Origin of the sequence: Clostridioides sp. ES-S-0048-02, from assembly GCF_020658495.1 — a bacterium.
Lineage (GTDB): Bacteria > Bacillota > Clostridia > Peptostreptococcales > Peptostreptococcaceae > Clostridioides.
Window position 1 is genome coordinate 144,035 of the sequence record NZ_JACVWH010000007.1, and the last position, 14,797, is coordinate 158,831.

Consider the following 14,797-nt stretch of genomic DNA (forward strand, 5'->3'; position numbering starts at 1 on the left):
CTGCTCCTAATTTTTAAACTTTTAACTATTATTTATAGCTTCTACTATTGCCTTTTCAATGGTATCTTTGTTTAATCTATCATACTTCTTTTTTTGGTTTATTATTAAGGTTCCTTTTGTTATGATTCCATACTTCTTGACATATGAGAAATCTTTACCTGCTTGGTAAAGTTTTACTTCTAACTTGTCAGTATACTTCTCAGAAATTTTTTTTATAAACACTCCATGCTCATCACAAGATGGTCAAGTATTTATGAATTCAACTAAAATTTTAGACATTTGTTCATCCCCTACTCTAAACAATTTATCTTTTACTTAAAATAATCCACAGAAAAATTTTTTCTATGGATTGTATTCCGCAAGATTTTATAATGTTATAACTTGGTCTATACCTGCACCACCTAAACAAGCATATAAATTTGGGAAACATCCAATTGTAGCTCCATCGACCAACTTATCCTCTATCCCTCTTTCTATAGCACACTGGTCACAAGCCATTATTATCATATCTGTCTTTTCATGTAATTTACTTAATCTTTCTCCCACTGGGTTACCTTTAGACAAAAATAAGGTATTATCCATAAAGAAAAACATACCTAGGACATCTACTCCATGAGTTCCTTGTTCTAATTGTGGTATTATCATTTTGTCTAGAATTTTATGTGAGTTAGTACTACTAAAAATATAAGCTACTTTCATTTTTATTCCCCCTATACTTTTTATCTAAATTTTATACAAAATTTTACATATGTAATTATATTATAAGTTTATTCGTATTTATCTGTAAAATAGATAATAACAATATTATCCAATAGAAATATAGTGTTTTTCTATATTTATTCAATTATTTTTTGATTATTTCATCATTTTGGTTAACTTTAATAAATAAAAAATAGATTACTTAAATTTATCTAGCTTATTTAAGTAATCTATTTTAATTATTTATCACATTATTAAATTAAATCTATTCAATACTTTTTTATTAAATTTATTTTAGTCCTGTCTTATATATTTCTTAAGTTTTTCATACTTATATCAAGTGCTTTCACTGAGTGTGTAAGCGCTCCCACAGAGACAACATCAACACCAATTTTTCCTATAGATTCTATTGTATCTAAATTTACATTTCCAGAAAACTCTACAACTGCTCTCCCATTTATCATTTCTATAGCCTTTTTTGCTGTCTCCAAATTCATATTATCTAACATTATTATATCTGCTTTAGCTTCTATAGCTTCTTTTACCATTTCTAGAGTTTCCACTTCTACCTCTATTTTTCTGACAAAAGATGTGTTTTTTCTAGCTAATTCAACTGCGTTTTTGACGCCACCTGCAGCTCCAATATGATTATCTTTAAGTAATATTCCATCAGATAAATTAAATCTATGATTGCATCCTCCACCTACTTTTACAGAATATTTGTCTAAAATTCTAAGATTAGGTATTGTTTTTCTACTATCCAATAGTTTAGTATTTGTACCTTCAAGTTTTTCCACATACATACTTGTAGCAGTAGCTATTCCGCTCATTCTTTGTAAATAATTTAACGCTACACGTTCTCCCACAAGTAAGTTTCTAGTATTTCCAGTTAATACAGCTATCTTTTCTGCATTATTTACCCTATCACCATCATTTTTATACAACTCTACCTCTACATCTCCAAGTATTTCAAAAACCCTTTTAAACACACCTAAACCCGCTATTATACCATCTTGTTTACAAATTAAATCTACAGTAGACTTAGAATTTTCATCTACAATAGAATTAGTTGTTATATCCTCACTTGGAACATCTTCTATTAAAGCATCTTGTATCATTTTATCAATAATCAAATAATTCATCGCCAAAATCCTCACTTGTTCTTTCTATTTCTTTTATAACTAATATTTTATTCTCTTCCTTTATTTTTTCTACATCCACCTCTATATTTGCTACTTCTATAAACTTCACTTCTATACTACCTATAACTGAGTTTATATTTTTAGCTGCTCTTTTTGAAAATACAAGACCTTCAAGTAGTGAATTACTTGCTAGTCGATTAGCTCCATGAACACCTGTACAACTAATTTCACCCACTGCATATAGGTTCTCCATAGATGTTTTTGAATCTAAATCAACATGTATCCCTCCCATAAAATAATGTTGTGCAGGAGATACTTTTATATATTCTTTGGTTATATCTGTTCCTCTATTTAAACATTCATTGTATATAAAAGAAAATCTATTGATTAAATATTCACTATCTAAGTGTGTTGCATCTAAATATACATAAGGCAAATCATCTTTTTCCATTTGTTCAAAAATAGCTTTTGAAACTACATCTCTTGGAAGAAGTTCATCTACAAATCTTTTTTTGTTTTTGTTTAAAAGTTTAGCCCCTTCTCCTCTCAAAGATTCAGATATAAGCATCCTTCTACCTTCACTATTTTCTTCATAGAAAGCTGTTGGGTGTATTTGAATATATTCTAAATTTTCTATTTTAATATTATTTCTTAATGCTATAGCAATTCCATCTCCTGTAAGGTGTCTTTGATTCGTAGAATTTTTAAAAAGTCCACCAATTCCACCTGTAGCTAAAACTACTACCTTTGAAAAGATATGAATTTCTTTTTGAGACTTAAAAATTCTAGCTCCTATACACTTATTACCATCTTTTAATATATCTAAAAGATAAGCATCTTCTATAAGAGTTATATTTTCCCTAGTTTTAGCTTCTTTTAATAGAGTCTTAAAAACAACTTCTCCTGTATTATCTTTGCTATGAACTATTCTATTTACGCTATGAGCTCCCTCTCTTGTATAGTCTATCTCTCCATTTTCTTTGTCTAAAGGCATACCATAGTCTACTATTTGACCTACATTTTCTATAGATTCATCTGCAAGAACTTTGACTGCTTCAACCCTATTTTTATACTGACCAGCCTTCATTGTATCTTCTACAAAAGATTCTATATCATCAATATTTCTAGCAGTTGAAATTCCTCCTTGTGCAAGATATGTATTGTTGTTTTCAATTGTAGATTTTGATACTACTAACACATTTAAATTTTTATCCAAATTTAATGCACAATATAGTCCCGAAACACCACTTCCAATTATTAAAACATCCTGTTCTAAATTCATAAGTCTATCCCTCTATCCTTCTGCTAATCTGTGCATATTAAGCAGTGAATTTAAAGCCTTTTCCATAATTTCATCTTCTACAATAACTTCGTTTTCCATATTTTTAAGAGTACTATACAAATTCTCTAATGTTGTTTTTTTCATATCTGTACATAGTATTCTTCCACCAGGAATATAAAAATTTTTATTAGGATTGTTTTTCTTTAATTCATGTAAGATACCCTCTTCAGTTGCTATTATAAAATCTGTATTTTTGCTGTTAGTAGCATATTTTATTATTCCTGATGTACTACCTACATAATCACCTAAGTCTCTTATTTCTTTTTTACATTCTGGATGTACCAATACTTCTGCATCTTTATACTTTTCTTTTAATTCAATTATTTCTGCAACTTTTATATTGTTGTGATATTTACAATATCCATCCCAAAATATAAATTCTTTATTAGGGAATTTTTCTGCAATATATCCTCCTAGGTTCTTGTCTGGGAGGAATATAATTTCTTTATTATCTATGTTTTCTAATATTTTAATTGCACTAGATGATGTAACTGAAACATCACAATGTGCTTTAACTTTAGCTGTAGAGTTTATATAACATACAACCAAAGCATTTGGATACTGTTGTTTTAGTTTTATCACGCCTTCTTCATCTACCATATCTGCCATAGCACATCCAGCGTTACTTACTGGCATCAATACAGTTTTTTCAGGTGATAATATCTTAGCACTTTCTCCCATAAATCTCACACCACAAAATACAACCACTTCTTCTTTACAATCTCTAGCAATTTCACTTAAGTAATACGAATCTCCAACTGCATCTGCTAATTCTTGTATTTCTGGTGGTTGATAAAAATGAGCAAGTATTATTGCATTTTTTTCTTTCTTTAGCTCTTTGATTTGATATGTTAAATCTTTATCCATAATTGCACCGCTTTCTATATGTACTAGTGTATATACACCTGTAAATTCATTATATCACTTGACTATTTTTTCTTCAAGAATTTTAGACCTCTTAATATTGTTAAGATATAGACACTTACACTATCAATTAATTTATCATTTTTTTACCTCTATTTAAATTATTTTTTTTGTATTTTTTAATTTTTTGTAGAATATTATCGGAATATTTTTTATATTCTTTCTTGTTATAATATTGAATTTTTTTCCAAATACCTGTATACTAAGTGCATGATTATGTATATGTATTTATTTCTGAAATTATATTAGTTTTAATACTTTATAGAATTTGTAAGTGTTTTAAGTATAAAATCTTATAAAAACTTACACATTCAAACAATATGTATACAGAATCCAAAAAAATTTATAAATGGGGTGATGTTATGACAACATTCTTAATTGGTTTGGCTATTTTACTAATAGGAGGTGCTTTATACGGCGCTTATTGTGAAAAAGTATTTGGCCCAGATGACAGAAAAACACCTGCACTTGCTCAGAGTGATGGAGTAGACTATGTTCCAATGAAAAAATGGAAAAATAGTCTTATTGAGTTGCTTAATATAGCTGGTACAGGACCGATTTTAGGACCTATACAAGGTATTTTATTTGGTCCAATTGCGTTTATACTAATTCCTATTGGTTGTGTATTAGGAGGAGCTTTACATGACTATATGAGTGGAATGATTAGTATAAGAGAAAAAGGAGCACAGATGCCTTCTCTTATCAGCAGATTTTTAGGTAATAAGGTCTTTCAAGTTTATAATATCTTCCTTTGCTTATTAATGCTTTTGGTTGGTGCAGTTTTTATTTATACACCTGGAGATTTGGTAGTTACTCAAATTCTAAATATGAAATCAACTATCAATAATCCAGTCGTTTGGATAGTTTATGGAATCATCTTTGTATATTATTTATGTGCAACACTATTTCCAATTGATAAAATAATAGGAAAAATATATCCAATATTTGGAGCCATTCTACTTTTATCTGCTGCTGGTGTTGGAATTGGAATATTTACACAGGGTTATGACTTAGCCAATTTAAGCCTAGCAAATTGGAAAGGTATCCATCCTAATGGAATTCCTCTTATCCCTACATTCTTTGTTACAGTTGCTTGTGGTATTGTTTCTGGATTCCACTCAACTCAAGCTACTCTTATAGCAAGATCAGTTTCAAATGAAAAAGAAGGTAGAAGCACTTTTTATAATATGATGATTTTGGAAGGTTTAATTGCCATGATTTGGGCGGCAGCTGCTATGGGTATTTACAATAAAGGAATACCTAGTGAATTAATAGGTTCTCCTGATGTAATAGGTTTAGTTGCTAGAGACTTACTTGGTTCTGTTGGTGGTATTATAGCTATAATAGGTGTTATTGTTTTACCAATAACTTCTGGAGATACAGCTTTAAGATCTTTAAGATTAATGCTTGCAGATTATTTCCATTATGACCAAAAAGAAAAGAAACATCGTGTTATATTATCAATCTGTATATTTATTCCTGTTATAGCCATCCTTATATTTGCAAAACTTAGCACTTCTGGATTTAATATATTATGGAGATATTTCTCTTGGAGTAACCAAACTATTGCTATATTCGCCTTTGCTATGATTACAGTTTATCTTATAATAAAAGAAAAAAATTATATCATAAGCTTAATCCCAGGTATGTTTTATTCTTTTGTAATTTCTAGTTATATATTCAATGCTCAAATTGGATTTAACTTAAGTATAAATATATCATATATTTTAGCTACCATTTTTACTGTTTTGTATGCTGTTTTAACTGTATACTATGGCAGAAAACTAAAAAGCAAAACGGATACAAATCTAGCTAGCTAAATATAAATATTATTAGATTTTTATTAAAACTTTTAATTTTAAATAACTCAATAAAAAGAGGCTGTCTCAAAATAGAGATTAGCCTCTTTCTTATTAAATACATTAATAAATAAACATCCACCTTTTATTGGAATATTTATCCTATATATTTAATATAAATAAATAAAAGATTTAAAATAATCTACATTGTTTATATACTCAAAATAATTTTTTGGAGGAATACTTATGAATAATAAATTACATGAACTAGAAAAAAATTTACCAGAAACATCTTGTTCTTTTTGTACACACCTTTCATTGAAGGGGCCTAGCCTAGATTACAGATATGATATTAAATGTGTTATTTCAGATACCAAACCTGATTTTAGAGGATGTTGTGAATATTTTGAGCCAGAATATACAGACTTAAATACGGGAGATTTAGACAATCTATACATAAACTTTCTTGAGACATGCCTTAAGGTAAACTATAATGATTATATTAATTCTATGTACTGGAAGTTGTTTAGAGAAAGAACTTTACTAGAGAACAACTTTAAATGTTCTATATGTGGTTCAACTGAAAATATTGATGTGTATCATATTAATAAAAATTTAGGAAGAGAAACTTCTGAAGATATAATTGTTAAATGTAAGAAATGTAATTGTAAATAAGTGTATAAAATTCAAATAACTTCACATAATAAGTTTAAATAAAAAACTTAGGAGGTTATTTATGAAAAATAATAATTTAAATTGTGATGCTACTAACTGTGCTTATAATACTAGTGGATATTGTTATGCTGGTAGCATAAAAGTAGATGGAATGCAAGCAACTACTACAGGAAATACTTACTGTGCTTCTTTTGAAGACAAATATACATCTGGTATAACTAGTCGTTCTAATGACACTAACCAAGTTGATACAGATAATATTCATTGTGAAGCTGTAAAATGTAAATACAACAAGAATGAACTTTGCAAAGCTGAAAAAGTTCATATAAACTCAGGAAATGCAAGCTGTGAAACTTTTGAAATGAAATAATTTCATTGATACTTAACTATTTAGTATTTATAAAAAATAAAATGGAACCTATAAAACAGATACCTTTTAAAAGATATCTAGTATAGGTTCTTTTTTACAATTAAAGCATTATGTATTAGGAAGTAAATGTAATTATAAGTTATCATCTTGAACTAAATTTTACACCAAATATATCCATAAGAAACATAAATATTGGAACTCCAATTAATAATCCCCATACACCTAAATAATGCTCTCCTACAAGTAAAATAATGAAAACAAAACAAACTGGAAGTTTTGTTCTATTTGACATCAACTTAGGATTTAATATATATGTTTCCACTGCATGCACTATACAAATCATGGCCAAAACGCCAAATACTTTTGCTATTCCTCCTATATTAAGGGCTATTACTGTTAATGGAATTAAAGACACTATAACTCCAGCTACTGGAATAAGACCCAAAACAAAAATCATAAGCCCTAAAGCCCATATTTGAGGAAAACCCATAAATCCTAAAAAAATCATAGAAACAATAGAATTTATAAATGCAATCATTACTTGTACTTTCATTACATCACCAAAATTTTTCACAAAACTTTTTCCAAAAAATACAAGAGAATTATAGATGAAAGAAATTTTACTTTCTGCAAGTTTATTTCCAAATTTTTTAATATCATTTTTTTCAAGTAAAAGCAGTAAACTAAGTAAAAAAGCTAGTAATATATTTATCCCAAAACTTCCAACTTTAGTTGCTGCTGATGCTATTAACAATCCTGCCTGTGAAATATATTTATTAAAATCCAACTTTGAAACAATAGGATAAATCTTTGGCCCTAAAGATTGAGCAAATTGATTTACATCAAAATTACTTAAAATCCTGCTTAACTCTGTAAGTTGAACTATAATTATTGGCACAACTGCATAACTAATTAGTACTAATAATATAGCAAATAACGAATATAATACTATAATTATTAATGAATCAGGAACATAGAAAGAAAATAATTTCCTAATTCTTTTTCTTATGGAAACTAATAAATTATAAAAAACAAAAGTCATTATAAATGTTAAAAGCACCATATTTAACATATACCAAAATGTAATTAAAATAATCACTACCACAGATATAGAAACAATCTTATATTTTGAACTATCGGGTGTCAATTCTTTATTATTCTCCACAGCGTAATCCTCCCCAGATTTTTACTACTTAACAATCAAACTTATTACTCTAATTCTAAAATCTAATTAGGAGAACATTAAAAATAATGCATTAATTCTTCCTAATACAACATTAAATTTTAGAGAAGATAATTTTAGATAATACATACTTATATCTAATTCTGCCTACATTATATATTTAAATCATTATTATCTATATCAGATAGTAAATCATATATCTCTGGATATTCAAAAAATAAGCCCTTTTTTAATAATTGTCTTATTTCACCTGTACTTACCCATTTTATATCACTTACTTCTTCTTTTTGTAAAATTGCATTTGATACATCATACTCTTTTTTAACTAAATATACATCCCATAAAGTATCTCCATGAATCATACTTCTAAAAATCTTTATCTCATCTTTGGATATATCAATTCCTATTTCTTCCTTAGCCTCACGAATTGCACCATCTAAACTTTCTTCTCCAGAAACAATACATCCAGTTGTCATCCCCCATATATTTGGCAGTGTCTTTTTATTTTCAGACCTTTTCTGAATTAAAACCTGAAAATTACTATTTACAATCCACACTTCAACTGCTAAATGATAATATCCTTCTTCAATAGAATTATCTCGCTCTATAACATTTCCTGTTTTAATTCCATCAGCATTATACAAATCCCATAATTCCACTTTCAAATCTCCTTACTTTCCTTATAAAGTTAACTAAAATATAGATACATTTTAGTATAATTAATTTTGTTCATTTTTTATTACAATGCTTGATTTACATTTATGTTCATCATTTTTCTTTTCTTTCCACTCTTTTATATCATCTATAATGAATCTATGTTTAAGAGATTTTGTATCAAATTTAAACATTCTAAACACTATTTGTAATACATACCCTAAACCTAAAGCACTTACAAGTGTACCAATTCCTACAGAACCACCTAATAACCAACCAGCAACGAGTGCTAATATTTCAAGAACTGTTCTAACAAGACGTACAGACCTATTAGTTTTTTTCTGAAGAGCAATCATAAGACCATCTCTTGGCCCACTTCCAAGGCAAACTCCTAAATACAAAAAACTAGCTATAGCAGCTAAGATGATTCCTATAACAACCATGAATACTCCTATATAAGTATTACTTGCATGAGGTATCACACCTGAAAATATTACTAAATCAATGAAAATTCCTATAAATGTCATATTTAGCAATGTACCCCATCCTATATTTTCACCAAAAACTGCATCCAATATAACGATTATAACACCTACCAATATGGACGCCTGACCTATAGTTATACCTAATTTTATAGATAAACCTTGATGAAGCACATCCCAAGGCATAAGACCAACATGTGCATTAACCATAAGCACAGAAGAAATTGCAAATATAAAAAAACCTGAAAACAACCTTATCATACTTTTTAAATTAATTTTTCCCATTAAAAATCACTCCTCATAATAATAATAACAATAAATACCAATAAAATATATATATAAGTACAAAGTTTTACAAAATTTTTCATCATTTTAATATAGAATTTCAATCATAAAAAAAGTGGCAATCCATATTTTACACGTCTTCACCTATATTCTAAGCTTTAGTGTAAAAATAGATATACCACTTTTCTAATATTTAAACATTTTTAGTTAATTTAATTAATTTTCACTATAAATTCTAGCTTCTTCTTCTCCATTTAGCACTCTAAGAGTTCCAAAAGCAAGTGATTCTAACTCATTTTCTCCTGCCATAATTTCTACTGGAGCTATAAATTCAACTCTCTTTTTAACCATTGAAGTAAACATTTCAGAATATGCAATTCCACCTGTTATAATTATAGCATCAACTTTTCCATCTACTACAGTTGCTAATTCTCCAATTCCTTTTGCCAATTGATATGCCATTGCCTCATAAATAATTTTGGCTTCTTCATTTCCTTCTGCTATCATCTTTTCAACTTCTCTAGCATCTACAGTATTTAAATATGAAACTATACCACCTTTACCTCTTATCTTTTTAGTCATTTCTCTTTCTGAGCATTGACCTGAATAACAAGCAGCTACTAATTTTGTAGCAGGAACTCTTCCTGATCTTTCTGGTGAAAATGGCCCTTCATCATCAGATAACATATCAACCATTCTTCCTTTTTCATGAAGATAAATACTTACTCCTCCACCAATATGAGCTACTATTAAGTTTAAACTCTTGTAATCTTTACCTCTATCTTTAGCATATTTTAAAGCCATTGCTCTAGTATTTAGTGCATGCCCTGCACTTGATCTATCCATTCCACAAAGCCCAGATACTCTTGCTATATCTATGAGTTCGTCTACTGCAACAGAATCATAGATATATGAATTTATTCCAAGTGGTTCTGATATTGCATGTGCAACAACTGCTCCTAAATTTGAAGCATGCTCAAGTACTGGTCTATGTTTAAGTACATCAATCATTTCTTCATTTACTAAATATGCCCCTGATTTTACTGGTGGTAAAACTCCACCTCTTCCAACTATTGCACTAAGAGATTTTAAATCTATATTGTTTTCTTCAAGAATACTTAAAACTGCCTCTTTACGCATTTCAAATTGGTCTTGAATTGTATTATATTTTGCAATCTCCTCTGCTGGATGGTCTATCGTCTTCACAAAAATTTGTTCTTCTCCATCATATACTCCTATTTTTGTAGAAGTAGAACCTGGATTTATGGCTAATATTCTATAAGTCATACTTTTCTTCCTTTCGCATTAATTTCTATAGTTTATCTTATATATATTATAAACTATTTGCCAACCATTTCCATACCTTCATGGAAAGCTTTTATATTTAACTCGACAAATTTTGGTTTAACATTTTCACTTATAATTTTTTCCCAGTCAATAGACTCTAGTTCCATAGATTTAACTAGACATCCTAATAAAATAACATTCATTATCTTTGCATTTCCTAATTCTTCAGCTTTATCTGCTGCATTTATCACTTTTGCATTTAATCTATTTAATTCTGCATCTATATCATTTTCTTGATATTCAGCTCCTCCGATTAAAACAGTCATAGAGTCTATTCTATGATTATTTACTAAAGCTTTTCCTTCTGGCTTTAGATAATTAAACCATCTTAAAGCTTCCATCTTTTCAAAAGATACTAAAATGTCTGCTCCTCCAATTTCTATAACTGGAGAATGAACACAATCTCCATATCTAACTTGTGAAGAAACTGAACCTCCTCTTTGGCTCATACCATGTATCTCACTCATTTTTACATCATATCCAGCTTCCATCAATCCCATAGTTAATAATTTACTAGCAAGTATAGTTCCTTGACCTCCTACACCTACCAAAAGTATACTTTTAGTCATATTATTTTTCCTCCTTAACTATTGCTTGTTTTGGACAAACTTGTGAACATACTCCACATCCTACACACTGATTTCTATCTATATTTGATAATTTATTTTCTTTATCAAATGATAGTGCTGGACATCCAGTTTTTAAACATAATTTACATCCTATACACTTATCATGGTCAACCTTACACTTAGTTTTAAATGGATTATTAAACTCTTCTATATCTTCTTTAGAGAATTTTTTAAGTACACATGGCCATCTTGTGATTATTACAGATGGTTCATCTTCTATAGCCAAAGCCCAATCTAATGCTTCATTTACTTCTTTTAGATTATTAGGGTCTATAACTCTTACATGTTCTATTCCACAAGCTTTGACTAATCCTTCTATGTCAACATCTTTAGTTTTATCACCTTGTAAAGTATATCCTGAACCTGGATTTTCTTGATGTCCTGTCATTCCAGTTATTCTATTGTCTAATATTACTGATATAGAATTACCTCTATTGTAAACTACATCTAAAAGACCATTTATTCCTGTATGGAAGAAAGTTGAATCTCCAAGTACACCTACTAATCTCTTTTCATTTCCTTCTTTCATGTTAAGAACTTTTTGAGCACCATGTGCAGTTCCAAAGGCAGAACCCATACAAACAACATAATCTATTCCATTATATGGAGGAGCAAATCCAAGAGTATAACATCCTATATCTCCACCAACTATTAAATTTTTTCTCTTTCCAAGTTCATAGAAGAATCCTCTATGTGGACATCCTGCACAGAAACTTGGTGGTCTTGGTGTTACTAATTCAGTTTTATATTCTATAGTGTCATTTGTTTTTCCAAATATAGCTTTTCTTAAAACATCTGGTGTCATTTCTCCATATGGAGGTATTACATCTTTTCCAATACAATCTATTCCATACGCTTTTATTTGTTCTTCTATAAATGGGTCGTTTTCTTCTATTACATATATTTTATCTACTTTGTCTGCAAATTCTTTTATTTTTTCATAAGGTAATGGATTTGTAAATCCTAACTTCATATATGATGCATTTTTTTCAAATACTTCTTTAGCAAAATTACAACACATACCTGAAGCTATAACACCTATTTTTGTATCATTTATTTCATAGTAGTTTAATTCAGTTTCATTTGAGAATTTTTTAAGAGTTTCCATTCTCTCTTCAACAACGCCTCTTCTTATTTGAGCATTTACTGGAACAGTAACCATTTTTTTAGCATTTTTCACATACTCTTTAATTTCAACTTCTTCTCTATCATAACACTCTACTAAACCTTTTGAGTGACAGAGTCTTGTTGTAACTCTATATAAAACTGGTGTATCATATTTTTCACTTACTTCAAAAGCTTCTTTTATCATATCTTTAGCTTCTTGGCTAGTTGATGGTTCAAATAAAGGTATCTTTGCAAACTTTGCATACATTCTATTGTCTTGTTCATTTTGAGATGAATGCATTCCCGGTTCATCTGCAGTAATAAGTACCATACCACCATTTACGCCTGTATATGCATAAGTAAATATTGGATCCGCTGCAACATTTACACCAACATGTTTCATAGAAGCCATAGTTCTTGCTCCTGCAATTGAACCCCCTATAGCAGCCTCAAGTGCTACCTTTTCGTTTGGAGCCCATTCTGCAACTATTGCATCTTTATATGTTGCTAAATTTTCTAGTATTTCTGTACTTGGAGTACCTGGATATGCAGATGCATATTTAACACCAGCCTCATAGGCTCCACGTGCAATTGCCTCATTACCTGTCATCAATTGTTTCATATAAAATTCCCTCCATCTACAATTATTAAATTCATAGTCCACCCAATTTGTTCAATGAAATTAATTATTTATTTTTACTTCTAAACTTTCAAGTGCTTCTTTTATAATACTTGGTGCTTTCTTACATTTTTCTTCTGAAACTGCACAAACTGCAAATCTTAATCCCATCTTCAATGGAATTGCAAATACATTGTGTTTAGTTAATTCTTCACATACTTCTCTTGGATTATCACATGGTATACTTACAAAGAAACCTGCTATATATGGAAGAATTTCTAATCCTACTCTTTCAGCTTCTTTTACAAATACATCTGCTCTTCTAGTCAGCATTTTTTTGTATACTTCTTTTTCCTCCTCATATTCTTTGAATTTTTTAGGGTCATTTACAATATTAGATAGAACTGCCATAGCACTTCTATTGCAATTTGACCAGTTTGCTCTACATGAATGAACACATGAATAATGGAACTCTTCTGCTACATCTTCACTTGAAGATATACAAATTATAGCTCCCATTCTCATTCCATAAGCTGTAAATCCTTTTGACATACTAAAACCAACTAATATAAGAACGTTTTCAGGCAAGTTGGAAAATTTCTTAAAGAATTTTCTACATACATCATCATCACCTGCAAAGTCAATATATGCTGAATCTACGAAAAATATTATCTTTTTGTCTTTATCTTGTGCAACTTCTTTTGATAAGTCTAATATTTTATCCCACTCATCATCTGCAACACTATATCCTGTTGGATTGTGAGCTGGTGTATTTATAATTGTAAAAACTCTTCTTTGTTTTTCTGCTATATTCACAAAATTTTCTTTGAATGAATCAAAATTAAATTTTCTATTTTCATCAAACAATTGGTAGTTTACTACTTTTCTATTAGCTTCTTCAGCTATACTAACATATGGACTCCAAAACCAATCAGATGTTAAAACTTCGTCACCTTCATTTGTATAATTCCATACAGCTAGTTTTATTGCACCACTTCCTCCTGGTGAAGCTAATACTCTTATATGTCCTTCTGGTAAGTAATCTCTAAAAAATACTTTTTTAACTGCTTTTAAGTAGTCTGGCTGACCTTCAAGGGCTGCATATGCACCTATATCACAGTTATCTAATGCTTTATATTCATCATATACAGTTTTCATTGTTATTAATTTTCCTGAGTCATCCATTAGAGCGCCTATTGTTGCATTTATTACATTATCCATACCTAAAGCTTTTTCTGCTGCTTGAGCTCTTCCAGATAAGCTAAATATAACATCATTTTCTTTTGGCCACATTGCATGCTTACCAACCATACTTTGACTCATACCATCACCCCTAAAATTGTATTTACTCTCACATTTATATTAAGCAATTAGCATGCCAACAAATTTAACTTTATGTAAAACTACTTTTGTTTAGAATTCTGATTTTTTTCACTACTAAAATTAAGTGTTTAAGTTATTTTTCTTACAAATCTATGTGCTTGTCTGAAAAAATAAAATTCTACAAAAAAATAATGTTAATTTTTCTTAACATTCGTTT

The 14,797-nt window shown here is 29.2% G+C and carries 15 protein-coding genes; 3 read left to right on the top strand and 12 right to left on the bottom strand.

What is annotated here, in order from left to right:
- Positions 1-21: 21 nt before the first annotated feature.
- The 5 genes from saoT to nadA all read right to left on the bottom strand — a co-directional run bounded on the left by saoT (position 22) and on the right by nadA (position 4,050).
- Positions 22-279: a thioredoxin-like (seleno)protein SaoT gene (gene saoT / locus IC173_RS11450; protein WP_255612853.1), complete on the bottom strand. Its 258-nt coding sequence runs from the start codon at positions 277-279 to the stop codon at positions 22-24.
- An 87-nt stretch (positions 280-366) separates the two neighbouring features.
- Positions 367-699: a DsrE-related protein SaoD gene (saoD, locus tag IC173_RS11455; protein ID WP_227855572.1), complete on the bottom strand. Its 333-nt coding sequence runs from the start codon at positions 697-699 to the stop codon at positions 367-369.
- A 305-nt stretch (positions 700-1,004) separates the two neighbouring features.
- Positions 1,005-1,841, bottom strand: a complete 837-nt coding sequence (nadC, locus tag IC173_RS11460) for a carboxylating nicotinate-nucleotide diphosphorylase (RefSeq protein ID WP_227432665.1) — start codon at positions 1,839-1,841, stop codon at positions 1,005-1,007.
- Positions 1,822-3,123 carry an L-aspartate oxidase gene (locus IC173_RS11465; RefSeq protein WP_227835359.1) on the bottom strand — a complete coding sequence of 434 codons (1,302 nt, stop codon included), beginning with the start codon at positions 3,121-3,123 and terminating at the stop codon, positions 1,822-1,824. The genes nadC and IC173_RS11465 overlap by 20 nt, the downstream gene beginning before the upstream one ends.
- 12 nt (positions 3,124-3,135) lie before the next feature.
- On the bottom strand, positions 3,136-4,050 hold the full coding sequence (nadA, locus tag IC173_RS11470; RefSeq protein ID WP_227830724.1) for a quinolinate synthase NadA: 915 nt from the start codon (positions 4,048-4,050) through the stop codon (positions 3,136-3,138).
- Between the two features lie 419 nt (positions 4,051-4,469).
- Between nadA and IC173_RS11475 the strand changes: the two genes are divergently transcribed.
- The 3 genes from IC173_RS11475 (at position 4,470) to IC173_RS11485 (ending at position 6,951) form a co-directional block, all read left to right on the top strand.
- Positions 4,470-5,927 (top strand): carbon starvation protein A, encoded by a 1,458-nt coding sequence (locus tag IC173_RS11475; protein WP_227432662.1) that lies wholly within the window; start codon positions 4,470-4,472, stop codon positions 5,925-5,927.
- Positions 5,928-6,152: 225 nt separating this feature from the next.
- Positions 6,153-6,581, top strand: a complete 429-nt coding sequence (locus IC173_RS11480) for a hypothetical protein (RefSeq protein WP_227432661.1) — start codon at positions 6,153-6,155, stop codon at positions 6,579-6,581.
- Positions 6,582-6,642: 61 nt separating this feature from the next.
- Positions 6,643-6,951: a DUF1540 domain-containing protein gene (locus IC173_RS11485; RefSeq protein ID WP_021385244.1), complete on the top strand. Its 309-nt coding sequence runs from the start codon at positions 6,643-6,645 to the stop codon at positions 6,949-6,951.
- Between the two features lie 142 nt (positions 6,952-7,093).
- Here the strand turns inward: IC173_RS11485 and IC173_RS11490 are convergent, their stop codons facing one another.
- The 7 genes from IC173_RS11490 to IC173_RS11520 all read right to left on the bottom strand — a co-directional run bounded on the left by IC173_RS11490 (position 7,094) and on the right by IC173_RS11520 (position 14,580).
- A complete protein-coding gene (locus IC173_RS11490; protein WP_227432660.1) occupies positions 7,094-8,116 on the bottom strand; it encodes an AI-2E family transporter in 1,023 nt (340 codons plus the stop codon).
- Positions 8,117-8,286: 170 nt separating this feature from the next.
- The gene (locus IC173_RS11495; protein WP_227432659.1) at positions 8,287-8,793 is read right to left on the bottom strand and encodes an NUDIX hydrolase; all 507 of its coding nucleotides are present in this window, start codon (positions 8,791-8,793) and stop codon (positions 8,287-8,289) included.
- Positions 8,794-8,853: 60 nt separating this feature from the next.
- Positions 8,854-9,555, bottom strand: a complete 702-nt coding sequence (locus IC173_RS11500) for a YczE/YyaS/YitT family protein (RefSeq protein WP_227432658.1) — start codon at positions 9,553-9,555, stop codon at positions 8,854-8,856.
- Between the two features lie 216 nt (positions 9,556-9,771).
- Positions 9,772-10,842, bottom strand: a complete 1,071-nt coding sequence (gene buk, locus IC173_RS11505; protein ID WP_227432657.1) for a butyrate kinase — start codon at positions 10,840-10,842, stop codon at positions 9,772-9,774.
- A 53-nt stretch (positions 10,843-10,895) separates the two neighbouring features.
- A complete protein-coding gene (locus IC173_RS11510) occupies positions 10,896-11,471 on the bottom strand; it encodes an indolepyruvate oxidoreductase subunit beta (RefSeq protein WP_227432656.1) in 576 nt (191 codons plus the stop codon).
- Between the two features lies 1 nt (position 11,472).
- Positions 11,473-13,260 (bottom strand): indolepyruvate ferredoxin oxidoreductase subunit alpha, encoded by a 1,788-nt coding sequence (gene iorA / locus IC173_RS11515; RefSeq protein ID WP_227855573.1) that lies wholly within the window; start codon positions 13,258-13,260, stop codon positions 11,473-11,475.
- A gap of 60 nt (positions 13,261-13,320) precedes the next feature.
- Positions 13,321-14,580 (bottom strand): aminotransferase class I/II-fold pyridoxal phosphate-dependent enzyme, encoded by a 1,260-nt coding sequence (locus IC173_RS11520; RefSeq protein WP_227855574.1) that lies wholly within the window; start codon positions 14,578-14,580, stop codon positions 13,321-13,323.
- Positions 14,581-14,797: the final 217 nt, after the last annotated feature.

Coding starts and splice junctions, on each gene's coding strand:
- saoD (WP_227855572.1), bottom strand. CDS start 699: ATGAAAGTAGCTTATATTTTTAGTAGTACTAACTCACATAAAATTCTA.
- nadC (WP_227432665.1), bottom strand. CDS start 1,841: ATGAATTATTTGATTATTGATAAAATGATACAAGATGCTTTAATAGAA.
- IC173_RS11465 (WP_227835359.1), bottom strand. CDS start 3,123: ATGAATTTAGAACAGGATGTTTTAATAATTGGAAGTGGTGTTTCGGGA.
- nadA (WP_227830724.1), bottom strand. CDS start 4,050: ATGGATAAAGATTTAACATATCAAATCAAAGAGCTAAAGAAAGAAAAA.
- IC173_RS11475 (WP_227432662.1), top strand. CDS start 4,470: ATGACAACATTCTTAATTGGTTTGGCTATTTTACTAATAGGAGGTGCT.
- IC173_RS11480 (WP_227432661.1), top strand. CDS start 6,153: ATGAATAATAAATTACATGAACTAGAAAAAAATTTACCAGAAACATCT.
- IC173_RS11485 (WP_021385244.1), top strand. CDS start 6,643: ATGAAAAATAATAATTTAAATTGTGATGCTACTAACTGTGCTTATAAT.
- IC173_RS11500 (WP_227432658.1), bottom strand. CDS start 9,555: ATGGGAAAAATTAATTTAAAAAGTATGATAAGGTTGTTTTCAGGTTTT.
- buk (WP_227432657.1), bottom strand. CDS start 10,842: ATGACTTATAGAATATTAGCCATAAATCCAGGTTCTACTTCTACAAAA.
- IC173_RS11510 (WP_227432656.1), bottom strand. CDS start 11,471: ATGACTAAAAGTATACTTTTGGTAGGTGTAGGAGGTCAAGGAACTATA.
- iorA (WP_227855573.1), bottom strand. CDS start 13,260: ATGAAACAATTGATGACAGGTAATGAGGCAATTGCACGTGGAGCCTAT.
- IC173_RS11520 (WP_227855574.1), bottom strand. CDS start 14,580: ATGAGTCAAAGTATGGTTGGTAAGCATGCAATGTGGCCAAAAGAAAAT.